Origin of the sequence: Microcoleus pseudofavosus SVA1_A4 (assembly GCF_036700565.1) — a bacterium.
GTDB lineage: Bacteria > Cyanobacteriota > Cyanobacteriia > Cyanobacteriales > Microcoleaceae > Microcoleus.
On the sequence record NZ_JAUBPE010000025.1, the window covers coordinates 50,443 to 74,864 of the forward strand.

The window sequence follows — 24,422 nt, forward strand, 5'->3', positions numbered from 1 at the left end:
CTTGAGAATGGTTCAACAAATGACTACAAACTTAATTGCGAAGCATTTCCCACTCAATTCTTAATCCCCGTCGCCGCAATCCCCCGTATAAACTGCCGCTGACCGGCCAAAAACAGCAACACCACCGGCACTGTTCCAATTACCACCGCCGCCATCAACAACTGCCAACTGCTAGTAAACTGTTCCTGAAATTCCGCCAAAACCAACTGCACAGTCCGCAACTCGGGCCGCGTCGTAAACACCAGCGGCTTAAACAAATCATTCCACTCCCCGATAAACGTAAACAAAAACAGCGTCACCAAAGCAGGGCGGGCCAAAGGTAACATCACCTGCCACAAAACCTGCCAGCGGTTAGCCCCGTCCAGCATTGCCGCCTCCTCCAACTCCACCGGAACAGTCATAAAATACTGGCGCAGCAGAAAAATCCCAAAACCGTTAGCCGCCGTAGGTAAAATCAGCGCCCCGTAAGTATTCAGCAGATGGCCCCACTTCAAAACCAAGAAAATGGGAATCACTAAAAGCTGAAACGGAATTACCAGCGTCGCCAAAACCCCCAAAACTAAGGCCTGTCGCCCCCGAAACTTCAGCCTGGCCAAAGCATAACCGGCCAAAGCAGAAGTCACAACCTGAAAACCCGTCACTGCGATCGCCACTAGAGTAGAATTAAGGAATGCCAACAAAAAATTGCCCCGCCGCCAAGCCTCCTGATAATTCGCCAAAGTCAGGCCTGTGGCCTTGACACCGACACCAGATGGTGATAGCGAAACCAAAAATACAGCAGCCAGCGGCAGCAGCACCAGCCCAGCCCCCGCCAGCAACAAAATAAAACTCAGCAGTTCCAGCGATTGAGACCTGTCAAAGGATTTACCCATAAATTTGTGAATTAACCTAAAATAATAAGCCTGTGAGGTTCTCCAACCCGATCGCCTCCCAGAGGATTCCCATACAACAACATAATATGTCCTAGAGGGAAAGTAAGGAGTACCTAGGGAGGAAGTTGTGATTAGGATATAATGTTATAGATAGAGTTGGTACTGTAAAACCCTGAAAGGTGGAGACAGAGACCGTATTTCTATCATCTATTTCCGGGCAAAAGATCGACTAACGACTAATTCAAGTAATTAGTAAATAGATAGCATTCTAGCGATAGTCTTTCTGGAGTGTTCGACGGCAAAAGTCCGCCAAACACGCTGAGGACGCCAGTTTTTCCCGGAGCGTCAAAGAAAAGTTCTTTGTCGAAAGAATCCTCAGCTATAATCTGTGATTTAGATGGGGTGCGTTCAAAATAGGTAAAGTGTACTGTCACTGACCCCCCATTTTAAAGGGGTTTCCAAACATCCCGCAAGCTTATATAAGGAGACTACATATCTATGCCCCAGCTTGAGGCCAGCCCAACAATTGACTTTCAAACCGAAACTTACAAAGATGCTTACAGCCGCATCAACGCCATTGTTATTGAAGGCGAACAAGAAGCTCACGATAATTACCTGACACTGGCCGAACTGTTGGCGGACAAAAAAGCAGAGTTAATTGGCTTGTCCAAGATGGAGAACCGCCACATGAAAGGCTTCCAAGCTTGTGGCCGGAATCTTAAAGTCACGCCGGACATGGCATTTGCCAAGCAGTTCTTTTCGGAATTGCACAAAAACTTCCAGACGGCCGCGGCCCAAGGTCAGATTGTAACTTGCTTGTTGATTCAATCGCTAATTATCGAGTGTTTTGCGATCGCAGCGTACAACATCTACATCCCCGTCGCCGATGACTTTGCCCGCAAAATCACCGAAGGCGTCGTCAAAGAAGAATACAGCCACCTCAATTTTGGGGAAGTCTGGCTGCAAGCTCACTTTGAGGAATCCAAAGCCGAACTCGAAGCCGCCAACCGCCAAAACCTGCCCATCATCTGGAGATTGCTCAACGCTGTCGCAGACGATGCCCGCGTCTTGGGAATGGAAAAAGACGCTTTAATCGAAGACTTTATGATTGCCTACGGCGAAGCCCTAGGCAACATAGGCTTTAACAACCGCGATATCATGCGGATGTCAGCACAAGGCCTCGCAGCCTAGTTAATTAGGAAATAAGGAATGGGAAAACAATTAAAATTTAAAAATTAAAAATGGGATAGCTCATTTTAAAATATAAATTTTTAATCTTCCCATCTTCCCTCTTCCATCTTTCATCTTCAATCTTCAAACTTCCTTCATTTGACAACTTAATGTTTGGTCTAATCGGTCACTTAACCAGCTTAGAACACGCCCAATCAGTAGCTAACGAGCTGGGCTATCCAGAATATGCCGATCAAGGTCTCGATTTTTGGTGCAGCGCACCGCCCCAAATAGTTGATCATATCACGGTAACAAGCATCACTGGACAAAAAATAGAAGGCCGCTATGTGGAGTCCTGTTTTCTGCCGGAAATGCTAGCCACTCGCCGGATTAAAGCAGCCACTCGCAAAATCCTTAATGCGATGGCACACGCTCAAAAAAACGGGATTAACATCACTGCTTTAGGCGGCTTTTCTTCGATCATTTTTGAGACTTTCAACTTGCAGCAAATTAAGCAAATTCGCAATCTCAAGTTGGAGTTCGAGCGCTTCACAACTGGCAACACCCACACGGCTTACATCCTCTGCCGCCAAGTAGAACAAGCAGCCCCCAAATTGGGGATTGAACTTTCAAAAGCCACTGTAGCGGTTTGCGGTGCTACTGGCGATATTGGCAGTGCTGTGTGTCGCTGGCTCAATGTTAAAACAAATGTAGCAGAATTGTTGCTGATTGCCCGCGACAAAGAACGATTGCAAGATTTGCAATCGGAATTGGGGCGAGGCAAAATCATGGATTTGGAAGAAGCCCTGCCCCAAGCGGATATTGTAGTCTGGGTAGCCAGTATGCCAAAGGGAGTAGAAATTAACCCCAAGACATTGAAGCAACCCTGTTTATTGATTGACGGTGGCTATCCGAAAAATTTGGCAACTCAGGTTCAGCATCCCGAAATTTACGTACTCAATGGCGGCATTGTGGAGCATTCCCTCGATATTGAGTGGAAAATTATGAAGATTGTCAATATGGATGTGCCGGGCAGGCAATTGTTTGCCTGTTTTGCCGAATCAATGCTGTTGGAATTTGAAAAATTGTATACCAATTTTTCTTGGGGACGGAATCAAATTACTGTGGAAAAGATGGAGCAAATCGGTCATATTTCTGTCAAACACGGTTTCCGACCTTTATTAATGTCAGTTTGATGTTAACAGTTAACAGTTGACAGTTGACAGTTGATTGTTGGCTGTTGGCTGTTGGCTGTTGACTGTTGGGGGAATTCAGACGGAAGGGATGCGGATTAACCTATTATATTTAAAATTGAAAGGAAGCTCCAGCTCCTGGTTTTCCAGCGCCGTATGAAGCAAAGCATAATTCATAATTCAAAGTTTCCAATTTTCCCGTCTTTTTTACCATCCCCTGACAGGGTAGGATCGTCCAAGTGCCGATCGACAAAACCTTAAAACCCTATAGAAATTATCAGCGTGGCAAACCCAGACCGCAAACCACTACTCCTAGATTTTGAAAAGCCGCTGGCGGAACTAGAAACCCGAATTCACCAGATCCGCGAACTCGCCCAAGAAAACAGCGTTGATGTCACCGACGAAATTCGCAAACTCGAAGCTCGCTCTGCCCAACTGCGACAAGAAATTTTCAGCAGCTTGTCCCCCATGCAGCGTCTGCAACTAGCCCGTCACCCGCGCCGCCCCAGTACGCTCGATTACATTCAGGCAATTAGCGACGAGTGGATCGAGCTTCACGGCGATCGGCGCGGCGGAGACGACCCGGCCCTCGTCGGCGGAATTGCCCGCATAGACGGGCGTCCCACAGTCATCATCGGCCATCAAAAAGGGCGCGACACTAAAGACAATATCGCCCGCAACTTCGGCATGGCTGCTCCCGGCGGCTACCGCAAAGCCCTGCGGTTGATGGAACACGCCGATCGCTTCTCCATGCCAATTTTCACCTTTATCGACACTCCGGGAGCTTGGGCGGGCTTAGAAGCCGAACAGCTAGGACAGGGAGAGGCGATCGCCTGTAACCTCCGAGAAATGTTTCGCCTCGACGTTCCCATTATTTGCACCGTCATCGGCGAAGGCGGTTCCGGCGGCGCATTGGGTATCGGTGTCGGCGAGCGGCTGTTGATGCTGGAACATTCCGTCTACACCGTCGCCACTCCCGAAGCTTGTGCGGCCATTCTCTGGAAAGACTCTGGGAAAGCTAACTTGGCCGCAGAAGCCCTTAAAATCACTTCCTGGGATTTGAAAAACCTCGGCGTTCTCGATCAAATAGTACCAGAGCCGATCGGCGGCGCTCACTCGAATCCCCTCAAAGCTGCGTCCATACTCAAACAAGCTTTGTTGGAAAACTTAGCAGAACTGACACAGCTTACTGGTCAGCAGCGGCGCCAGATGCGGTATCAAAAGTTTCGCGACATCGGTGTATTCACTGAAATTCCTGCTTGAGCCGATCGATTCAGAGTTATCAGTTATGAGTTAAAAATCTCTTAACTGTAAACTCATAACTCACAGCTCATTATTCTGCGGATCAGTCAGCAGTGTTATAATTTCTCAGGTGACACCGGCTTAACAGTTCTTAATGTTGATCTCATAATTAACTGCTATCTCCCGCAGCAGCCAGCTTTCTAATTTGCCTCAGAAGGCTGCAACGCTTTAGGGAGTTGCCGAGCGAAAGTATTAGGACACTGAATGAACCATCCCACAACAAAGCAGGCTCTGATAACCGGAGCCAGCAGCGGTATTGGCAAAGCGACGGCTCTAGCGTTCGCCGCCGAGGGCATAAATCTGGCCTTAGTTAGCCGAGAGTCAGAAAACTTAGAAGCCGTTGCCGCAGCAGCCCGAGAAGTCGGAGTGAAAGCAGAAGCTTATCCCTTAGACTTGGCAAGAATTGAGCAAGTGCAAAGCAGCATCAGCGCGATCGCAGCTCAATGCGGCCCCATAGATATCCTGGTCAACAGCGCTGGTATGGGCTACACCGGCTCCTTGACCGAAACGCCCCTAGCCGACTGGCAGAGCGTTCTAGACCTCAATCTTACTAGCGTTTGGCAGTGCATTCTAGGAGTTTTGCCGTCCATGCGCGATCGCGGATCGGGAATCATCATCAACGTTTCCTCGATCGCCGGCATCCAAACCTTCCCCAACTGGGGACCCTACTGCGTCAGCAAATTCGGTCTCATGGCTTTGTCTAAAACCTTAGCTGCCGAAGAACGGGCTCGCGGAATTCGCGTAACAGCAATCTGTCCGGGTTCTGTCAACACTCCCATGTGGGACACAAACACCGTGCAATCCGACTTCGATCGCAGCGCCATGTTAACCCCAGAAATCGTCGCCCAATCAATTCTGCACGCAGTTCAGTTGCCAGCAAGTGCAGTAATTGAAGAAATCACCCTCATGTCCAACGCAGGAGTTTTGTGAACTTGAGATTGTTAAATCTGAGTTTGTCTCGGAATTTAACAATCTTTGAAACTCCATCCCCAATCCAAAATCCAAAATCCAAAATTCAAAATCGATCGACCCTCACACCAACTTCTTATGACAATTGCATCTTCCACCGGTTCCAATGGCTCGAACTCACTCTCGACTGACAGCATGAAACTTTCAGAAACCGCAGATAACAACTCCCCGCGCATCCCCACTCGACCCGATCGCAATTCCTCGAACGGTCAAGAATCCAACGTACCCGTACCCTCAGAAGTAGGCCAGGAAGAAATGATGGCCGCCGTTCGGACAATGCTGCTGGGAATAGGAGAAGACCCCGAACGCGAAGGATTGCTCAAAACCCCGAAGCGGGTAGCAGAAGCAATGCGGTTTCTCACCAGCGGCTACAGTCAATCCCTCGAAGAACTCCTCAACGGCGCTATCTTTGACGAAGGTCACAACGAAATGGTACTGGTGCGAGACATCAGCGTATTCAGTATGTGCGAACACCATATGCTGCCGTTTATGGGCCGAGTTCACATCGCTTACATTCCCAACCAAAAAGTAGTGGGACTGAGCAAATTAGCCAGAATTGCCGAGATGTACAGCCGCCGGTTGCAGGTGCAAGAACGTTTGACGCGCCAAATTGCCGAAGCAGTTGAGACAATATTGGAACCGCAGGGAGTGGCTGTAGTAATGGAAGCCAGCCATATGTGCATGACGATGCGGGGCGTGCAAAAACCCGGTTCTTGGACGGTTACGAGTGCCATGTTGGGCGTGTTTCAAGAGGAACAGAAAACTCGCGAAGAATTCTTGAATTTGATCCGCCACCAACCCGCATTCTTTTAATCAGTTGACAGTTGACAGTTGACAGTTGGCAGTTGGCAGTTGGCAGTTAACAGTAATTAGTAGGTTGGGTTGAGGGACAAAACCCAACATAATCTATCAAGCAAGGCTAATGACAGCTAACAGTCAGCAGTCAACTGTCAACAGCCACAGTACAGGCTGTGGAAGCAATTCCATAATCTAAAATCTAAAATCTAAAATCGAAAATCAGATGACGATCGACTGATAAACCCATAAAATAGACGGGTGACTCATGGCTTGTGACTAATGAATCCTATTAAATTCGGTACAGATGGCTGGCGCGGCATCATTGCTGACGATTTTACATTCGATCGCGTAGCGTTAGTAGCTCCTCTAGCTGCACAAGTTCTCGCACAAACCGGCGGCAGCGATGGCAGCAGCGGTACCGTAATTGTCGGTCACGACCGCCGATTTCTGGCTGAAGAATTTGCCAAAACAGCGGCTGTTGCCGTCCAAAACGCAGGATTTGACGTGCTGCTGAGCGAATCCTACGCTCCTACTCCGGCTTTCAGTTTAGCTGCCAAACAATTAAATGCTTTGGGTGCGATCGTCCTGACAGCCAGCCACAATCCCGGTGCATATTTAGGGTTAAAAGTCAAGGGCGGATTTGGCGGTTCAGTTTCGCCCGAAGTTACTCAACAAATAGAAGAAAAACTCGAAAATCCGGCGGCACTTTCAGCAACTCCCGGCAAATTGGAGAATTTCAATCCTTGGCCGGCTTACTGCAAAACCTTGCGGGAAATGGTAGATATTGAGGCGATTAAAGAAGCGATCGCCAGCGGCAAAATTACAGTATTTGTAGATGTAATGCACGGTGCCGCCGCCGGAGGATTAGCTCAAATTTTAGAAGTTCCGGTACATGAAGTCAACAGCGATCGAGATCCGCTGTTTGGCGGCGGTGCACCCGAACCTTTGCCGCGCTACCTGTCGCAGTTATTCCGCGTGATGCGAACTCACCAGCGAAAAAACTCTGGTTTGTCGATCGGATTTGTATTTGACGGAGATAGCGATCGAATTGCAGCCGTTGACTCTAGCGGCAACTTTCTCAGTTCACAAATCCTAGTTCCCATATTAATCGAACATTTAGCTTCACGGCGCGGCTTGACCGGGGAAGTCATCAAAACAGTCAGCGGTTCAGACATAATTCCCAAAATTGCCAAGCTGTACAACTTGCCATTATTTGAAACGCCGATCGGTTACAAGTATATAGCCGATCGAATGTTAACCACCCAAGTCTTAGTCGGCGGCGAAGAATCGGGAGGAATTGGCTACGGTACGCACATCCCCGAACGAGATGCTTTGCTGTCAGCGCTGTACTTATTAGAAGCAGTTGTCAAATCCGGGGAAGACTTAAGCGAAATTTACAGCCGACTGCAACAAGAAACAAGCTTTACTTCAGCTTATGACAGAATCGACTTGCACTTAGCAAACATGGAAGAAAGGTCGCGTTTGCTGTCGCTGCTGCAAAATCAACCTTTAACAGAAATCGCCGGCAAAGCAGTTGTAGATTGCAACAAAGTTGACGGATATAAATTCCGTTTAGCCGACGGAAGTTGGCTGTTAATTCGGTTTAGCGGAACCGAACCGGTATTGCGGCTGTATTCAGAAGCGGCGACATTGAAAGAAGTGATGCAAAACTTAAACTGGGCGAAGGATTGGGCACAAAATTGAGAAGACTTTTTTACCGCAAATAAACGCAGAGGAACGCGGATGAGTTGATATCAAATCTCTCTTTCTCTGCGTCCTCTGCGCCCTCTGCGGTAAAAAATAATCTTGTTCGTAAATGAAATCGTATTGCTGTATCAGGTTAATTTGAGGATAAAAGCAAATGGCATACAGCGATTTCAGCCTTGCGAAAGTCAAAAAAGTTTTGGTTTAACTTTGGATGAAAGCCGCGATTTATTTGCCGCTACATCCCCTGTTGTACCGTCAGAAATCTTAACAACTATTTTAAACGATTACGTGCCTTTAGCAATTGCTATTTCCACTGAAAAGGCTCGAGCGGAATTTTTAATAGCTCCGATTTTGGCAGAAGTTAGGCGGCTGTTAAACAAGCGAGTTTCGCTGTTTTCAGGTAAGGACTTTACGGTCGATCCAGCAAGGGGATTGCAAGGATTTTGCGATTATATTATTAGCGGTTCTCAGGAACAATTGTTTATCAGCGCTCCAGTTGTAACTATCTTTGAAGCGAAAAAAGAAGATATTATTGGCGGGTTGGGGCAATGCGCGGCGGCAATGGTAGCGGCTCAATGTTTCAATCAAAACCAAGACAGTGAGGTCGATCGCATTTACGGTTCAGTGACGACTGGCACTAACTGGAAGTTCTTGATTTTAGAGGAAACTACTCTCTTTATCGATCCGACAGAATACTATATTAAAGAGGTTGATAAAATTTTGGGAATTTTATAGCAACCATTTTCTTAATCTTTTGTTAATATCAATGGGTAAGTTTTAAGAGAAATAATGACTAATCGCAAATTGCTAGTTCTAGCTACGGGCAATCCGGGTAAACTCAAGGAAATGCAAGTTTATCTTCAGGATTTGGAATGGGAATTGGAACTAAAACCGGAAGAGTTGGAAATCGAGGAAACAGGCGAAACTTTTATTGCTAATGCTTGCTTGAAGGCGTCTGAAGTGGCAAAAGCAACCGGCCAATGGTCGATCGCCGATGATTCGGGTTTGATGGTAGATGCACTCGACGGTAGACCTGGGATTTACTCGGGGCGCTACGGGAAAACCGATGCTGACAGGATATCTCGACTTCTCAAAGAATTGGGAAACGAACAAAACCGACAAGCACAATTTGTTGGCGCGATCGCGATCGCCCGTCCTGACGGTACAATTGCCCTGCAAGTAGAAGGAATTTGCCGCGGCGAAATCCTTCAAACTCCACGCGGTATCGGAGGTTTCGGATATGACCCGATTTTCTACGTGCCCGCACAGCAACAGACTTTTGCAGAAATGACACCCGATATCAAGCGATCGCACTCCCACCGCGGCCGAGCATTCCAGGCTTTAATACCACAAATGGCGAACATTGTCAACCCCAACTGAGGCAAAAAACAAAAACAGGGGCATTGGAATTGGCAGTCAGACATCTGAACTGAACGCGGAAGAGGCTTTCTCAATTAATTACCAATTACCGACGATCGATGACCGATGAGAGATGACCAATGCCCAATGCCCCAGTATCTTAGATTGCTTCCTGGTTTTTTTCCCCAGTCCGAATCCGAATAATTTGTTCTACAGGAGAGATGAAAATCTTACCGTCGCCAATCTCGCCCGTGCGGGAAGCAGCAATAATTTTATCAACCACCATGTCAACCTGATCGTTTTCCACAACAATCTCGACCTTGAGCTTTTGCAAGAACTCAACGGTGTACTCAGAACCGCGATAGCGTTCAGTCATGCCCTTCTGACGGCCAAAACCTCTAACTTCAGAAACAGTCATGCCCACAATGCCAGCATTGACGAGCGCGATTTTCACTTCGTCTAGTTTAAAGGGGCGAATAATAGCTTCAACCTTTTTCAAGTTTCTCACTCCTAACACTACTACTTTCGTTATATTACTTAATCGGCGTGACATCTTTTAATATCACTACCAACACCAAGTATTTTGTCAAATATATTACCCTATGTTGTACTCGCCATGAAATGCACGCCAACCTTTAACAATATTCTCGGATTTTCCCGGGGCGCGGGCTCTGGGCTCCGGGCGATCGGGGTAGAGTTAAGAAGACCGCAGACCCCAGCCGAGAACCCGCCGATCTGCTAAAACAGAAAAAGGAAGCAGGAGACAGGAGTTTTCCGAGTTTCCACGCTCGTCATGTGAGATTTGCACGTATTGCTGAAAACTATCATTGCCAGAAGCGGTCAGTTAAACTATTCCTATGCACCCAGCCAGCCCTCCCCCTGACCGCAGCGGGCTTGATGCCCTACTGAGAAATCGCCCCTTCCTCGCCTTGTGGACGGGCCAGTTATTAGCCCAAGTGGCGGATAAAATCTTTTACGTATTGCTGATTATTCTGCTGAAAACAGGCGACTACCGACCCTGGCCTGTTTCTTGGCAGCATTCGGAAAATTCTATGCTGTCAGCGGTGATGATCGCCTACACGCTGCCGGCGATCGTATTTGGTTCGGCGGCGGGTATCGTCGTAGACCGCTTTTCCAAAAAGCAAATGCTGATCGGCTGCAACGTGATTCGAGCCGTGTTGATTCTAGCTTTGCCGTTTTTGCCCAAAGCTTTTGTCGTTTTGTTGACGATGACGTTTTTGATCTCTACCGTAACGCAATTTTTTGCTCCCGCAGAGCAGGCGGCAATCCCCCTGGCCGTGGGGCGAGAGGGACTCATGTCGGCAAATGCTCTGTTCGCCTCGTCCACAATGGGCGGGATTATTGTCGGGATGACGATCGGCGAACCGCTGTTTAGTTGGGTCAAACACAGCTTCGGAGCAGCTTCTCAAGAGTTTTTGCTGGGCGGGTTGTACCTGATATCAGCCGGTTTGATCTATACCATGCGGATCAAAGAAGCTCATGCCGGCAGCAGTGGCAAAAATGTCCATCCTTGGCAAGACCTCAAAGAAGGTTTGCGGTATTTGAAGCACAATCGCCTTGTCAGCAACGCGATGGTGCAGTTGACCATTTTGTATTCCGTGTTTGCGGCGCTTCAGGTGCTGGCGATCGCACTTTCGGGCAAAATTGGTCTCAAAGAAACTCAATTTGGCTTTTTGCTGGCTGCTGCGGGAGTCGGAATGGTCTTCGGCGCGGCTTTTTTGGGCCACTGGGGCGATCGAATGCACCACAAACCTTTGCCGTTAATTGGTTTTTTGATGATGGGTTTTGTGTTGGCAATGTTTGCCTTTGCCAGAGTGTTGTGGGTAGGATTCGCATTGAGCGCTCTGTTCGGTTTTGGCGCTTCCTTAATTAACGGCCCGATGCAAGCCCTGATTCAAGAAAAAACTCCAGAATCTATGCGGGGAAAAGTCTTTGGCTTGGAGAACAATGCGATTAATATTGCTCTTAGCTTGCCTTTAGCACTGACTGGCCCGCTGACGGATGCTGTCAGCAAAGCGGTGGGATCGGATGACCTAGGCTTGCGGATCGTGCTGCTGAGTTTGGGCTTTTTGGTCTCGGTGATGGGGATGGCAGCTTGGCGACATACCCGCAAAGTCTTCCAGGATGTTCTGTGAACTTTGGCAAGAAGGAAGTTCGGCAACGAGCAATGTACGGGATGTAACGGATGTAACGGAGGTCAGGAAGAAGGGAAAAGTCCGAGGGAAGAGGGCTTTCTTTTAGCGATCGATCTCTAACATAGCAACCGCCCTGATGGTTAGGACGTTCTTAATTGCTGAAACGATTGTTTTTCTTGTCGAATGCCGAATGACGAATGCTATACAAGCGTCATATAGCGGTCAATCGGCATAGAGACCGCGATTTCCTCTGTTTCTTTTCTGCCTCTGCTGTTCTACAATTTCGCGATCGGGCGATCCATGTCCGATCGCGAAATCTTTTGTAAAATCTCACCACTTAAATTTTCATAGTTTCATTAATTGAGATTAAAGTAGTATAAAAGCTTTCATTAAAAATCATAATTAGTTTAAGGACGGAAATTCTGTGCAACTAAAAACTAAAGTGGCCATCAGGCGTGCAACTGGTGGATTTGCTTTGATTGACAGCTTGATCCGCCACGGCGTCAAGCATATTTTTGGTTATCCCGGCGGCGCAATTCTGCCGCTTTACGACGAACTCTACCGCGCTGAAGAAACAGGCGCTATCAAACATATTCTGGTGCGCCACGAGCAAGGTGCTGCTCACGCGGCCGACGGGTACGCCCGCGCTACCGGACAAGTTGGGGTTTGTTTCGCTACTTCGGGCCCGGGCGCAACTAATTTGGTGACGGGGATTGCGACGGCCCACATGGATTCGATCCCGATGGTAATTATTACCGGTCAGGTGCCCCGTCCGGCGATCGGCACTGATGCGTTTCAGGAAACTGATATTTACGGCATTACCCTGCCAATTGTCAAGCATTCTTATGTAGTGCGCGAGCCGAGAGATATGGCACGAATTGTGGCTGAAGCTTTCCACATCGCGAGTACAGGGCGGCCGGGGCCGGTGTTGGTTGATGTGCCCAAGGATGTGGGTTTAGAAGAATTTGACTATCTGCCCGTGGAACCCGGATCTGTGAGAATTCCGGGCTACCGGCCGACGGTGAAGGGAAATCCTCGGCAAATTAATCAAGCAATCTATTTGCTGAAGGAAGCAAAGCGTCCTTTGCTTTATGTGGGCGGCGGGGCGATCGCCGCGGCGGCCCACGAGGAAATTAAGGAACTAGCCGAACTTTTCCAATTGCCGGTCACGACAACGCTGATGGGCAAAGGTTCGTTTGACGAAAACCATCCTTTGTCGGTGAAAATGCTGGGGATGCACGGCACTGCTTACGCTAATTTTGCCGTTACCGAGTGCGATTTGCTGATTGCTGTGGGGGCGAGGTTTGACGATCGCGTGACGGGCAAATTAGACGAGTTTGCCGCGCGGGCGAAGGTGATTCACATCGATATCGACCCGGCGGAAGTGGGAAAAAATCGCGGCCCTGACGTGCCGATTGTCGGAGATGTCCGGCAAGTTTTGATCGATTTGCTGCGCCGCTGTCGGGAAACTGGAGTTTCGCCGAATCCCGGACAAACTGGGGAATGGCTGCACAGGATCGATCGCTGGAAACAGGACTATCCGTTAGTTGTGCCTCACTACCCCGACATTTTGTCTCCGCAGCAGGTGATTTCGGAGTTGGGCACTCAAGCACCGGATGCTTACTACACGACGGATGTCGGTCAACATCAAATGTGGTCGGCTCAATTCTTGAACAACGGCCCGCGCCGCTGGATTTCCAGCGCTGGTTTGGGAACGATGGGTTTTGGGCTGCCGGCGGCGATGGGCGCGAAAATGGCGCTACCCGATGAGCAAGTGATTTGTATTGCTGGCGATGCTAGCATCCAAATGAATATTCAAGAATTGGGAACATTAGCACAATACGGCATTAATGTCAAGATTGTGATTGTAAATAACGGTTGGCAGGGAATGGTGCGGCAGTGGCAGCAGGCGTTCTACGGCGAGCGTTATTCGTCGTCAAATATGACTGTGGGGATGCCGGATTTTGTGATGCTGGCAGAAGCTTACGGGGTGAAGGGGATGCTGGTTTCGCGGCCGGAGGAACTCAAAGATGCGATCGCCCAAATGCTCGCTCACAACGGCCCGGTGCTGATGAACGTGAAGGTGACGAGGGACGAAAACTGCTATCCGATGGTAGTTCCGGGTAAGAGCAACGCTCAAATGGTTGGTTTGCCCGAACGCAGCAAGTTGCAATCTGCGGAGTTGATTTATTGTCCGAGTTGCGGCGCAAAGAATGTTTCGAGCAATAAGTTTTGTCCTGAGTGCGGCACAAAAGTTTAAGTAGGGACACGGCAATGCCTTGTCTGGCAGGGGTTTAAACCCCTGCCGACCTTTCGGGTCAAGCGGTTTTTCGGGTTAAGTTGACACGATGAAAGGCAAGGCCGTGTCCTTACCCGGCTCTGCTGTTTCACATTTAAAACCATCTCCGCTGGCATCGCATCGAGAGCTTTAATCTGTAATCTCTAAGCATATTTTATGAGCCAGTGTCTAAACCCTGATTGCCTATTCCAAAACCCGTCTGGCTCTACAAAATTCTGTCAAAAATGTGGGAATAAACTGCTATTGGGCGATCGCTACGGAGCCCCAAAAATTATTGGGCAAGGAGGATTTGGGCGCACTTTTTTAGCCGTTGACGAGTATAAACCATCTAAACCTCCCTGTGTTATTAAACAATTCTACCCCCAAGTTCAAGGCGCTTCTAGTATCCAGAAAGCTGCTGAGTTATTTGAGCTTGAAGCAGTACGCCTAGAACAGTTGGGTAAACATTCTCAAATTCCCGACTTATTAGCATATTTTAGTCAAGATGGACGGCAGTATTTAGTCCAAGAATTCATCGACGGTGAAAATTTAGCCCAAACACTAGAATCTAAGGGATATTTTAGCGAAACGCAGATTCGCAAATTGCTTAATAATTTACTGCCAGTATTCGAGTTCATTCACTCTCGCCAAGTTATTCACCGAGATATCAAGCCAGACAATATTATTCTTCGGCAAGATGGGCAACTGATTTTAGTTGACTTTGGAGCCGCGAAATATGCGACACAAACGGCTCTAGCCGTAACGGGAACGAGGATCGGGACGGCTGGATATATGGCACCAGAACAAGCCAACGGTAAACCAATTCATGCTAGTGATATTTATAGTCTGGGTGTGACTTGTCTGTGTCTGTTAACTCAGGTTGAACCGATTGATTTATTCGATGATAACGAGTTTGAGTGGGAGTGGCGAGAACACTTAAAAACATCTGTCAGCTCGGAACTGGGTCAGATTTTAGACAAAATGATACAACCTGCTATTAAGAAACGTTATCAATCTGCTACTGAAGTGTTGCAGGCTCTTGGTACTCGATCACCTCAATTATCAGCTCAAACACCTTCACCGGCAACGCCACCAGACTCGCTTAAATCAGCGCAGGGTGTTGACTATACTCGTCTGCGGGATTTATTGGCCACAGGGGAGTGGAAAGAGGCGGATCGGGAAACATTCAAGGTGATGTTAAAAGCTGCGAGACGGGAGAAGGAAGGTTGGTTCGATACGAACTCGATCGAGAATTTTCCTTGCGATGATTTGCGGACGATCGACCAGTTGTGGGTAAAATACAGTCAGGGTCGCTTTGGCTTTAGCGTCCAGAAAAAAATTTGGTTGGAAGTGGGTGGCAAAGTTGATTGGGATACTGAAAAGAAGCTAGGCGATCGTGTGGGTTGGCGAAAAGGAGGCAGTTGGTTGGACACAAAGGACCTAACCTATAATAAACAAGCACCTGTGGGCCACCTCCCTAGGGAACTGTGTGGGTGGTGGGGTGGGTTCCGGGGTTTGGGTGTGAAGTGGCGTTATGGTTCTTCTCTCGCATCGAGAACTGTAAGCTGTAAGATATAGCGATTTCAGCCCTTTGTTAAGCCTTTTTTTAAGGATATTTTTCTACGAAGTTATCGACTTTTCGTCATTTCAATACCTGCTAGTTACATTAATAATAAATGCCAACAAAAGTCAGAGATATCATTAAACAACTAGAGGCAGACGGTTGGTATCTAGCTAGAACACGAGGGAGTCACCGCCAGTACAAACATCCTACCAAATCCGGTTTAGTTACAGTTCCCGGTAAACTATCTGACGATTTGGCTCCTGGTACATTCAATAATATTCTCAAACAAGCTCTCTTGAGAGAAGTCAAAGAGCAAGAAGAACCTAACGAAGTCAAAACCAATCATAAAGATGAGGAACTAAACTAATGCGTTATGCCATTGTGATTGAAAAAACACCCAATAATTATTCAGCATATCCACCAGATTTACCCGGATGTGCAGCCACAGGCGCTACCCTTGCGGAAGTACAGCAGCAAATTAAAGAAGCGATCGAATTTCACTTAGAAGGATTGCGAGAAGAAGGTTTACCGATTCCCCAACCAACTACGCTTTGTGACTATGTAGAAGCACGGTAGTAGGGCAAAATATTTCATAAATTAAGCCGGGAAATTCAATGATTATAAACTTATGCTCTAATTAAATTCTAATTTTCAAGCCCAGATTCACGTCTGCCAACTTTAACTGATATTGGCACTCTGATTGTTTCTACAGCAAAAAGCTGTGGAAATCGCCCCCGCATCGCAGGGACTAGAATAACCGTTCAACAAATCGCTGTTTGCTACAAAATGGGGATGAATCCAGAATAAATTATTGGATAAATTCCTCACTTAAAGTTAGGACAAGTTCATGCAGCACTCGTATCTACTACTCTAATAAAGACCAGATAAATGCTGATATTGCCGCACAAGAAGCTGAGTTAGAAACAACCATAAGACGCAAATAAACTTTGTGGTTTCATCAAAATAGGAAAATTCGCGGGAGTGGCAAATGAATCTTTATTTGGGAATAGATGTAGGCACGACGGGCGCGCGATCGACAGCCGTCAAACTGTTAAGTCATACCCGCGTAGATGATTCTAGATACGGGATTTACAGTCACAAATTAGGCGATTTGTGGTTAGTTGGAGGTGCTTCTAATACCGGAGGTGCGGTGCTGCGGCATTTTTTTACTGATAAAGTACCCAGTTGTGATAAAAAAGAAGGGTGTCGCTAATACCACAAGGCCCAAATCAATAATATGTTACCCTCAACCGTGCCCCCTGCCGTATTGAATCATCCCCCAATTGTGCAACGCCCGTATCCCAGCTTTACCCCTTCTGGAGATGCCGTCAGGATTTCTGGTCTTTATTGTCATCACTTAGCATATTGAGCAATTTTTTGGCGACTATAGCGCCGACGACGACCCCACCAACCACTTGAGCAATCTTGACAGCTTGTTTTACCCCATCACCAGAATTGATATGTTCGTGGAATATCTCATCTTTTAGCCAATCTGTAGTGACTTTGAAGTTATGAACCGGAGTTGGCAATAGTTCTAGATAACTGCCTTGGCGAATCAGATGACCAACTTCGCCTGTCACTTGAAAAACATCGTAAATGTTAGCAGCACTATTTTCTAACCCTAATTTAAGGAGGGTTCCGCGTAGGTTAACTCGAGCTGGTTTTAGCTCATGTCCTAAAGCGATCGCTTTCAGATTATGGGCGATCGCAGCTCCTTGCTGATAGGCTACTTGGGCTGTGGGAGGAAGAGGTTTAGTATCGTTGTGTTGTTCAGAAGAGTGGGATATGAGCTCGGGATGCAGCTCTAAATGCTCGTACTCGCGACCCTCAACCGTTGATGATTGCACATCCACCGCACAATCACCACCCGCAAAAACTTCTGGAAAATCGGGTAATTGCAAAGTGGGAGTAACGTGAACGCGACCGTGCTTGTCGCGGTGTGCGTCGGGAATCGGCAAGTTTTTAATCAGTGGATGTGTAGCCGTTCCACTTGTCCAAATCGCGGTGGATGCTGGTAGGATCTCGGACTTACCATCGCGCTTGTATTCAACTGATTCTCGACGAATAGCCGTCGCTTCTGCTCCCGCGATTAACTCTACTGGTACGGCGCGTTTTTCCAATTCCTGCTCAGCGGTTTCGCGGAGATGACTGTTAATATCACCCTTGAGAATTTCGTTGCCGTGATTGATTAGTACCACCCGGACTTCTTGAGGATTACCTCCCAATGCTTCATACCAGTGAGGAAGCAAATCGGCTAAAGTGGCCGCCATTTCCACACCACTTGGCCCGCCACCGATCGCCGCTACAGTTAGCAGCCGACGACGTTGTTCGGGGTCTTCGATTTGAACGGCTCGCTGCAAGCAGTCGCGCAGGTGGCGATCGAGCGCGATCGCATTTTCTTCGGTGCGAAAATCAAAAGCATATTCTTTAGCACCCTCAACGCCAAAATAGCCAGTGACGCTACCTAAAGCTAACACTAAGTTGCTGTAGTTGTAGCAGTCCCCCGAAGTTAATTTGACTTCCCGTTGATGGAGGTCGATCGATTGCACCGTATCTTGCACAAAAATGATGCCGCTATCCTTGAGCAGTTCCTCAAAACGCGGTACTACCTGATTAGCATCCATCTCGCCACTGAAATACTCGTAAAGTAAAGGCTTAAAACAAAAGCGTTCAGAGCTATCAATTAGGATGATGCTTCTTGGATAGTGTTCATGGGCTAGATGCAAAGCTGTAAAAAGACCCGTAAAACCACCACCAACGATTACAGTCTGATAAATTGGGTTGTTCATGAGATCGTGTTTCTCCAGTAATTGAGAGTACAGTTAACAGTTAACAGTTGACAGTTGACAGTTGACGGTGAATCGAAAATCAAAGCTGCAACGCAATTTCTGCTATTTAATTAAAAAGAAACCAATTAATCCAAAGCTGAGAAAGATAGCGAGAAGGATAGCGTGTTCAACTTTGGGGCTAATAATCTTGACAGCAATTACTAAGGTAATCGCTAGGAGGACAACGCCAACGTCCACAGCGATCGCCCCGCCTCGATCGATCAATGGATCTTTTTGAACTGATTCAGCCAAACTGAAAAAGTAAATTGTGAGGATTGCTGGTAATTCTTGAGTTGATAAATTCATAAAAAACCTCCTTGAAATTTATAAAGCAAGGTACGAGTACATTGGGTTATAGCTGCAACAAAGATTTCATCCATCGGCTTTTATTCCTAGTAGCGGGTCTACAAATTCAAATCCCTAATAAAGCAATGCTTAAGTATGATTTCGCTACAAATAACCATTCATCTTGAGACTGCAAATTTCTAGGGTGGCCAGAGATAGATCAGTGAGAATAGGACAACCCAAATCGCATCAACGAAGTGCCAGAACAAAGTAGTTGCACTGACACCAAAGTGACCATTGTTGTAGTTGTCCCGAATAAAGGAACGAGAAAGCATGAGTAACTGCAAGAGAATCCCCGTAAGAACGTGCAGCCCGTGAAAACCTGTCAGCAGGTAAAATGTGCCACCCATCAACCCTGTAGTTAGCCGGAAGTTAAGGTTACTCCACTCAATCCCCTGACCAACTAAGAAGTAAATTCCCATCCCAGAAGTCAATGCCAAAAGCCAGCGAAATCTAATAATTTTATGGCGTTTGAGGGCATTTTCTGCGGCTTGAATAACGAAGCTACTTGAAAGCAGAACCACACTATTAATAATAATAAATTGAGACAATTCAGGCCCTTTGATACCAGGCGGCAACCAGTTGGAATGGGTCAATCGTAGAGCAATATAGGTGAAGAAAAAGCTAAGAAAAACTAGGCTTTCCGACAGCAAAAATACGGTAACGCCGAACATCCCTTTACCATGATGATCGTGAGCGATGCCGCCACCAATTGGCAAGAACCTTTGTAACCAATTAGGTAGGAACTGGACTAAGCGATCGAAACGGATCGGGCTTTCATCTATATGATGTGTAGGATTTGGCATAACTCAGATGATTTTGGATTTTGGATTTTGAATTTTAGATTGAATAAAACTCCTCAATTACTCCTCCTTGTCTGAATCTATTCTTGAGTAGCGGCAGCCTCTGGTATCGCTTTAGAATTATAATGATAAGGCGGCTCATTGACAACTGGAATTTCCTCAAAGTTCTCCCTCGGTGGCGGTGAAGAAGTCTTCCACTCCAGGCCTGTAGCGTGCCAAGGATTATCGGATACTTTTTTACCCAATAGCAAAGAACCGACCATATTGGCAATAAAGGGCAGCGTAGACATCCCCAACAAAAACCCCCCCAAGCTAGCAATAATATTCCACCCTTGGAACTGCGGATCGTAAGAGGAAACTCGGCGTACCATACCCTGTAAACCGAGTGGGTGCATGGGGAAGAAAGTGAGATTAGCACCGATAAAAGTTAAAAAGAAATGCACTTTGCCCCACCCTTCGCCGTACATCCGCCCGGTTATTTTTGGAAACCAAAAGTAAATCGCCGCAAAGATTGCCATCGTGATTGTATTGTGGACGACGTAGTGGAAGTGACCTACCACAAAGTAGGTGTTGTTGACATGAATATCAAACGGCACTGAACTAAGCATGATGCCAGTAATTCCACCGAAAACAAACATCACCACTCCTCCCAAGGCAAATAACATGGGGGTTAAAAGATGCAGCCTACCATTCCAAACTGTGGCAGTCCAAGCAAATACTTTGACACCAGTAGGAACAGCTACCAACATTGAAGAAACCATAAATAGTATCCGCATCCAGTTAGGTGTAGCACTGGCAAACATATGGTGTACCCAGACAAATATGCTGACTAAACCAATCCCAAAGGAGGCGATCGCAACCGATCGATAGCCAAATAAAGGATTGCGAGAAAAGGCGGGGAGAATTTCCGAAAAAATGCCGAAAGCAGGCAGCGCCATCACGTAAACTGCCGGATGGGAGTAGAACCAAAATAAGTGCTGATAGATAATTGGGTCGCCATTCTCCAGGGGTTTAAAGAAATTTGTCCCAAAAGTGAGGTCAAAAAATAACAGTATGATCGCGCCCGTCAGAGAAGGTAAACAAATTAGTTGTAGCAACTGGGCGCTGAGAACTGTCCAAACGAAAATTGGCATCCGAAAAAACGTCATCCCTGGTGCCCGCATCCAAACAATTGTAGTAATAAAATTGACTCCTCCCATAATCGATGAAATACCCAGCAACATTACACTCAGTATCCAAATTGATTCGCCATTGATGGGATAACCAGTTGGGTTTTGGAGGCTGATTGGTGGGTAAGACCACCAGCCAGCTTGTGCGGGCCCACCTTGTACTAAAAAGCTCGATAGTAGCAGGATACCTGCGGGGGGAATTATCCAAAAGGCGATCGCATTCAGAACTGGAAACGCCATATCTTTTGCGCCGATCATCAACGGTACTAAGTAGTTAGCAAGACCAGCATTGAATGGGATAATCCACAGGAAAATCATCACCGTGCCGTGCAAGGTGAATAAGCCATTATATAAAGAGCGATCGACCAAATCTGATTCGGGAGTAAGCAGTTCGCCACGAATAATCATCGCCAACAGCCCGCCAATCAAAAAGAAAATAAAAGTCGTCACCATGTACTGAACACCGATAACTTTATGGTCGGTGCTAAAGCTGAAATATTCCCGCCAGTTGGTATCAGGTTCGCTGTGGCGATTTTCCGATTCTTCAGTAATTGGGATTGAGTTATTTGTCATATATTTTTTATTTACGGGTAGCAGCTTGAGACAGCCATTGACTATAAGCTTCACTTGAATCAACATATACATCCGCCACCATCAAAGCAAAGTCGGTGCCGCTGAATTGGGAATCGCGCAGGTGATATTTGCCGATTAGGGTGGGTGTTAATACAAGGTTAATGTTGCGGTTGGGGATGATATCTTGCTTTAACCGGAATTCCGGGACATAAAAGCCGTGAATCACATCTTGGGAATGCAAATTTAAGCGGGTACGTTCATTGACTCTTAGGTGTAATTCGTTACTAATGAGATTATTTGGATATCGGAAAGACCAAACCCACTGTTTAGCAACAACCTCAATATTTTCAGCCACAGGTTGACTGGGGATTTTGACCGTTGCAGCGGCAGCAGGTTGTTCCAATAGGTGCAGATGCACGATCGGTTGTAGCCCCTCAATATCTAGTTGTTGATAAATGCTGAAACTTTGAGCCGCAAGCCACAACACCAGGACAGTTGGGGCGACAGTCCAGAGGATTTCCAGCCTCACATCGCTTCTGGCAGGATGACCGTGACTCCAGTCTCCCTTGGGTGCGCGACCGGTGAGAATTGAGTATCCGATCGTGCCTGCGATCGCGAGAAAGATGAACGTTCCCACCGAGGTTAAAAAGCTAAATATGCGATCGACTCTTTCCGCTTCTGCGGTTGCCTGAATCGGCATCCAAGAGTAGGCGCGATCGCCAATCCAGCGGGCTATTATCAGAATTACCGCGATAAAAATAATTAATAGTAGTGTGTTGAAAATTCTCCTCATTGCATCCCCTGTAAAATCAATTCTCCTAGTATCTTTGTTGGCATCATTTGAGTAAAAAATTAGGATTTTTACCTTCTCGGATCAAGCCCGCCGCCGTATTATGTATCCCGAACTCGTCTCCCATCTGCGCTCCTAATGTTCCGTGAACAAACAACAATCCCAACATGGCAATACCCACCAACAAGTAGCTCCACTGCACTTGTATCGTGGCATCCTTGCGCCAGCGGTAGCGTTGCAATCCCCTCCACACGGTCATGGCAACGATCGCTGCTAATAGTAAAATCCCACCGATACCGTGCAACAGCATCGTTGTACCAGCCCCCAACCCCCAGGCACTCTTCATATTCGTAGGTGGGTTTGCCAGCATTATCTCAAAAAAGCCCGCTGCGACAGTAAAAAATGTGATAATAGCACTTGCTAAAAGATTGTACCAACCAACATCAAAAAAGCTGGAACGAATAGCAGTCAGAGCCAAAAATTTGAGGATTGGTTTTTCAAACCGAAACAGCGTTCCTGCGATATCGAAAATTATGGCAATAATGAATAAACCCAAAGTGAAATGCACTAGCTGCGGATGAATTGGAACCTCGTAGGGTAATCCGTTCGCACCTAGTTTGAACCACAACCGATCGATAAGTTGCGAGTTCATTGTAAGACTCCATTCTTTGTTGCTTCAACTACGGGTTCTACGTGCAGCCCGTATACCCAAACTAACTGACTCCCTAAATATTGTTGAAAGAAGACTAAAGAAATTAAAAATGTTGCCACACCTAGATAAGCAACAGGTATCTTTAGTGGCGTGCGGGCGCGAATCGCAAATCGCCATGCGGTAATCGCGACAATAATTGCCGAAAGTGACCAGCCAGTAATTGTGTGCAAATTCAGTGTCGGCTTGACGGCTTCGTAAGGTTGGGCCAAACCAGCTTCAAACTGACCAAAGATGACGGCGAGGAAAATACTGACTGAAGCAACAAACATATTCCAGAAACTTACCTCTAACAAACGATGATTGCGGGTAAAATAGCCTACCACGTCGCAGAAGAAGGAAAAGAATATCATCGCGATCGCGAAATGGACGACGATCGGATGGAGCGGATCTGGGTAAGGTAGATTCGCATTATTGAGAGGCAGAAGCAGAGGCATCGCTTTTTTTACTGGATTTGCTCCCGGAGGCGAGCTGACAGGGATTTCTCTAAATACAGAGTGAAACTAATTCTAAACAAACATATCTATCTAAAGATTGATCTAAGCCTAAAAAACAACCATTTCTTCTAAAGCCATTCGGCTTTCAAGTCTCTAAAGTTTTAAGGCGATCGCTTGTCATATTTTTGACACACTAATGACATAAAACTCCCTCTGTATCACAAAAAGCCTTGTTTGAAAATTAAAATAATATGTAAGTTTTTCGATAAAATAATCATGAAATTCTATTGTCTTCTCAGAAATAGACGCTAATTACCCCATTAGATAGACGTAGTTACTTCTATAAATCCCTAAAGTTAGCGCAGAAACCAAGAAATCAATCTTTAAGTAGTTACATTAAGTAGGGTGCGTCAGAGCGATAAAATTAGTGATTATCTCCAAAATTTTGGGATCTGACGCACCCTACAAGTTGATTTGAGTGTGACAGTTGGCTTGAGTCCTGATACTAATAGTTTTAGGATTAGATAAGTAGTTGTTAATTAGGTACAAATTTAGTTTCTAGGAAACAAGACGAGGAAAAAATATGAGCTATTCCCCTAATCTTCTCAAAGGTCAAAAAGCACTCGTAACGGGTTCTAGTTCTGGTATTGGTGAAGGAGTAGCCCGCGCTTTGGCTGCATCGGGTGCTTCTGTTGTAGTCAACTACCATTCTGAACAGGAAGCAGCAGAAAAGATTGTGAGCGAGATTAAATCGCTCGGTGGGGATGCGATCGCGATTGGTGCAAACGTTGCCCAGGAAGAGGAAGTTTTGTCCATGTTTGACCAAATGTACCAGCACTTTGGCACGATCGACATCCTGGTAAATAACGCCGGACTGCAAAAAGACTCAGCCTTTGTAGACATGACTCTTGAGCATTGGAATTTAGTTATTGGCATCAACCTAACCGGACAATTTCTCTGCGCCCGTGAAGCGGCAAAAGAGTTTCTTAAGCGGGGCGTGAAACCAGATATCTCCTGTGCCGCAGGCAAAATCATTTGTATGAGTTCGGTACACGAGGTGATTCCTTGGGCGGGTCACGTCAACTATGCTACCAGTAAGGGAGGCATCCACATGATGATGCAGAGTATTGCCCAGGAACTCGCACCCCACAGGATTCGGGTCAACAGCATTGCACCCGGTGCGATTAAAACCCCAATCAATAAATCAGCCTGGGACACACCTGAAGCTGAGGCAAAATTACTAAAACTCATTCCCGCAAAACGGGTTGGAGATGTAACAGACATCGCTAAAGCTGCTGTTTGGCTTGCCTCGGATGACTCAGATTATGTGAATGGTGAAACTCTATTTGTAGACGGCGGCATGACTCTGTATCCAGGGTTCGCCACGGGGGGCTAAATGA

At 46.8% G+C, this 24,422-nt stretch carries 25 protein-coding genes and 1 pseudogene; 16 read left to right on the top strand and 10 right to left on the bottom strand.

Annotation, left to right across the window (positions count from 1 at the left end; translation table 11 throughout):
* Window positions 1–53: 53 nt before the first annotated feature.
* Both QUA02_RS13040 and QUA02_RS13045 read right to left on the bottom strand, forming a co-directional pair.
* Window positions 54–872, bottom strand: a complete 819-nt coding sequence (locus tag QUA02_RS13040; protein ID WP_333028278.1) for a carbohydrate ABC transporter permease — start codon at window positions 870–872, stop codon at window positions 54–56.
* A gap of 236 nt (window positions 873–1,108) precedes the next feature.
* Window positions 1,109–1,306 (bottom strand): hypothetical protein, encoded by a 198-nt coding sequence (locus tag QUA02_RS13045; protein WP_333028280.1) that lies wholly within the window; start codon window positions 1,304–1,306, stop codon window positions 1,109–1,111.
* 64 nt (window positions 1,307–1,370) lie between these two features.
* Between QUA02_RS13045 and QUA02_RS13050 the strand changes: the two genes are divergently transcribed.
* The 8 genes from QUA02_RS13050 to rdgB all read left to right on the top strand — a co-directional run bounded on the left by QUA02_RS13050 (window position 1,371) and on the right by rdgB (window position 9,391).
* Window positions 1,371–2,063: an aldehyde oxygenase (deformylating) gene (locus QUA02_RS13050; protein ID WP_333028281.1), complete on the top strand. Its 693-nt coding sequence runs from the start codon at window positions 1,371–1,373 to the stop codon at window positions 2,061–2,063.
* A gap of 149 nt (window positions 2,064–2,212) precedes the next feature.
* Window positions 2,213–3,238: a long-chain acyl-[acyl-carrier-protein] reductase gene (locus QUA02_RS13055; RefSeq protein ID WP_333028282.1), complete on the top strand. Its 1,026-nt coding sequence runs from the start codon at window positions 2,213–2,215 to the stop codon at window positions 3,236–3,238.
* A gap of 279 nt (window positions 3,239–3,517) precedes the next feature.
* On the top strand, window positions 3,518–4,498 hold the full coding sequence (accA, locus tag QUA02_RS13060; protein ID WP_333028284.1) for an acetyl-CoA carboxylase carboxyl transferase subunit alpha: 981 nt from the start codon (window positions 3,518–3,520) through the stop codon (window positions 4,496–4,498).
* Between the two features lie 243 nt (window positions 4,499–4,741).
* The gene (locus QUA02_RS13065) at window positions 4,742–5,467 is read left to right on the top strand and encodes an SDR family oxidoreductase (RefSeq protein ID WP_333028286.1); all 726 of its coding nucleotides are present in this window, start codon (window positions 4,742–4,744) and stop codon (window positions 5,465–5,467) included.
* 117 nt (window positions 5,468–5,584) lie between these two features.
* Window positions 5,585–6,319: a GTP cyclohydrolase I FolE gene (gene folE, locus QUA02_RS13070; protein ID WP_333028287.1), complete on the top strand. Its 735-nt coding sequence runs from the start codon at window positions 5,585–5,587 to the stop codon at window positions 6,317–6,319.
* A 264-nt stretch (window positions 6,320–6,583) separates the two neighbouring features.
* Window positions 6,584–8,008: a phosphoglucomutase/phosphomannomutase family protein gene (locus QUA02_RS13075; RefSeq protein ID WP_333028288.1), complete on the top strand. Its 1,425-nt coding sequence runs from the start codon at window positions 6,584–6,586 to the stop codon at window positions 8,006–8,008.
* A 102-nt stretch (window positions 8,009–8,110) separates the two neighbouring features.
* Window positions 8,111–8,746: a hypothetical protein gene (locus tag QUA02_RS13080; protein ID WP_333028289.1), complete on the top strand. Its 636-nt coding sequence runs from the start codon at window positions 8,111–8,113 to the stop codon at window positions 8,744–8,746.
* A gap of 54 nt (window positions 8,747–8,800) precedes the next feature.
* Window positions 8,801–9,391, top strand: coding sequence for an RdgB/HAM1 family non-canonical purine NTP pyrophosphatase (gene rdgB, locus QUA02_RS13085; RefSeq protein WP_333028290.1), 591 nt, complete (start codon window positions 8,801–8,803; stop codon window positions 9,389–9,391).
* Between the two features lie 139 nt (window positions 9,392–9,530).
* Here rdgB and QUA02_RS13090 read toward each other — a convergent pair whose 3' ends face one another.
* Window positions 9,531–9,869 (bottom strand): P-II family nitrogen regulator, encoded by a 339-nt coding sequence (locus QUA02_RS13090; protein WP_265234570.1) that lies wholly within the window; start codon window positions 9,867–9,869, stop codon window positions 9,531–9,533.
* A gap of 358 nt (window positions 9,870–10,227) precedes the next feature.
* Here QUA02_RS13090 and QUA02_RS13095 point away from each other — a divergent pair, with 358 nt between their 5' ends.
* From QUA02_RS13095 to QUA02_RS13125, 7 genes and pseudogenes are all read left to right on the top strand, one after another.
* A complete protein-coding gene (locus tag QUA02_RS13095; RefSeq protein ID WP_333028292.1) occupies window positions 10,228–11,526 on the top strand; it encodes an MFS transporter in 1,299 nt (432 codons plus the stop codon).
* Between the two features lie 424 nt (window positions 11,527–11,950).
* The gene (gene ilvB, locus QUA02_RS13100; protein WP_333028293.1) at window positions 11,951–13,786 is read left to right on the top strand and encodes a biosynthetic-type acetolactate synthase large subunit; all 1,836 of its coding nucleotides are present in this window, start codon (window positions 11,951–11,953) and stop codon (window positions 13,784–13,786) included.
* 195 nt (window positions 13,787–13,981) lie between these two features.
* Window positions 13,982–15,382: a GUN4 domain-containing protein gene (locus QUA02_RS13105; RefSeq protein ID WP_333028295.1), complete on the top strand. Its 1,401-nt coding sequence runs from the start codon at window positions 13,982–13,984 to the stop codon at window positions 15,380–15,382.
* 98 nt (window positions 15,383–15,480) lie between these two features.
* Window positions 15,481–15,735, top strand: a complete 255-nt coding sequence (locus QUA02_RS13110; RefSeq protein ID WP_333028297.1) for a type II toxin-antitoxin system HicA family toxin — start codon at window positions 15,481–15,483, stop codon at window positions 15,733–15,735.
* Entirely contained in the window at window positions 15,735–15,944 is a 210-nt protein-coding gene (locus QUA02_RS13115) for a type II toxin-antitoxin system HicB family antitoxin (RefSeq protein WP_333028300.1), read from the top strand. Before QUA02_RS13110 ends, QUA02_RS13115 begins: the two co-directional genes overlap by 1 nt.
* Window positions 15,945–16,106: 162 nt before the next feature.
* Window positions 16,107–16,175, top strand: coding sequence for a DUF433 domain-containing protein (locus QUA02_RS13120; protein WP_333028334.1), 69 nt, complete (start codon window positions 16,107–16,109; stop codon window positions 16,173–16,175).
* 229 nt (window positions 16,176–16,404) lie between these two features.
* Window positions 16,405–16,542, top strand: a pseudogene (locus tag QUA02_RS13125) (carbohydrate kinase); the annotation flags it as partial.
* 154 nt (window positions 16,543–16,696) lie between these two features.
* On the opposite strand, the gene QUA02_RS13130 reads toward QUA02_RS13125, so the two are convergent.
* The 7 genes from QUA02_RS13130 to QUA02_RS13160 form a co-directional block, all read right to left on the bottom strand.
* Window positions 16,697–18,157 (bottom strand): NAD(P)/FAD-dependent oxidoreductase, encoded by a 1,461-nt coding sequence (locus QUA02_RS13130; protein ID WP_333028301.1) that lies wholly within the window; start codon window positions 18,155–18,157, stop codon window positions 16,697–16,699.
* A 102-nt stretch (window positions 18,158–18,259) separates the two neighbouring features.
* Window positions 18,260–18,502, bottom strand: a complete 243-nt coding sequence (locus tag QUA02_RS13135; protein WP_333028303.1) for a hypothetical protein — start codon at window positions 18,500–18,502, stop codon at window positions 18,260–18,262.
* Between the two features lie 179 nt (window positions 18,503–18,681).
* Window positions 18,682–19,347 carry a cytochrome c oxidase subunit 3 gene (locus QUA02_RS13140; RefSeq protein ID WP_333028305.1) on the bottom strand — a complete coding sequence of 222 codons (666 nt, stop codon included), beginning with the start codon at window positions 19,345–19,347 and terminating at the stop codon, window positions 18,682–18,684.
* Between the two features lie 77 nt (window positions 19,348–19,424).
* The gene (ctaD, locus tag QUA02_RS13145) at window positions 19,425–21,086 is read right to left on the bottom strand and encodes a cytochrome c oxidase subunit I (protein ID WP_333028306.1); all 1,662 of its coding nucleotides are present in this window, start codon (window positions 21,084–21,086) and stop codon (window positions 19,425–19,427) included.
* Between the two features lie 7 nt (window positions 21,087–21,093).
* On the bottom strand, window positions 21,094–21,879 hold the full coding sequence (locus tag QUA02_RS13150; protein WP_333028308.1) for a cytochrome c oxidase subunit II: 786 nt from the start codon (window positions 21,877–21,879) through the stop codon (window positions 21,094–21,096).
* Window positions 21,880–21,922: 43 nt separating this feature from the next.
* Window positions 21,923–22,528, bottom strand: a complete 606-nt coding sequence (locus QUA02_RS13155) for a DUF2231 domain-containing protein (RefSeq protein WP_333028310.1) — start codon at window positions 22,526–22,528, stop codon at window positions 21,923–21,925.
* Entirely contained in the window at window positions 22,525–23,022 is a 498-nt protein-coding gene (locus QUA02_RS13160) for a DUF2231 domain-containing protein (RefSeq protein ID WP_333028312.1), read from the bottom strand. The genes QUA02_RS13155 and QUA02_RS13160 overlap by 4 nt, the downstream gene beginning before the upstream one ends.
* Before the next feature lie 583 nt (window positions 23,023–23,605).
* Between QUA02_RS13160 and QUA02_RS13165 the strand changes: the two genes are divergently transcribed.
* Window positions 23,606–24,418: an SDR family oxidoreductase gene (locus QUA02_RS13165; RefSeq protein WP_333028315.1), complete on the top strand. Its 813-nt coding sequence runs from the start codon at window positions 23,606–23,608 to the stop codon at window positions 24,416–24,418.
* The last annotated feature ends 4 nt before the right edge of the window (window positions 24,419–24,422 follow it).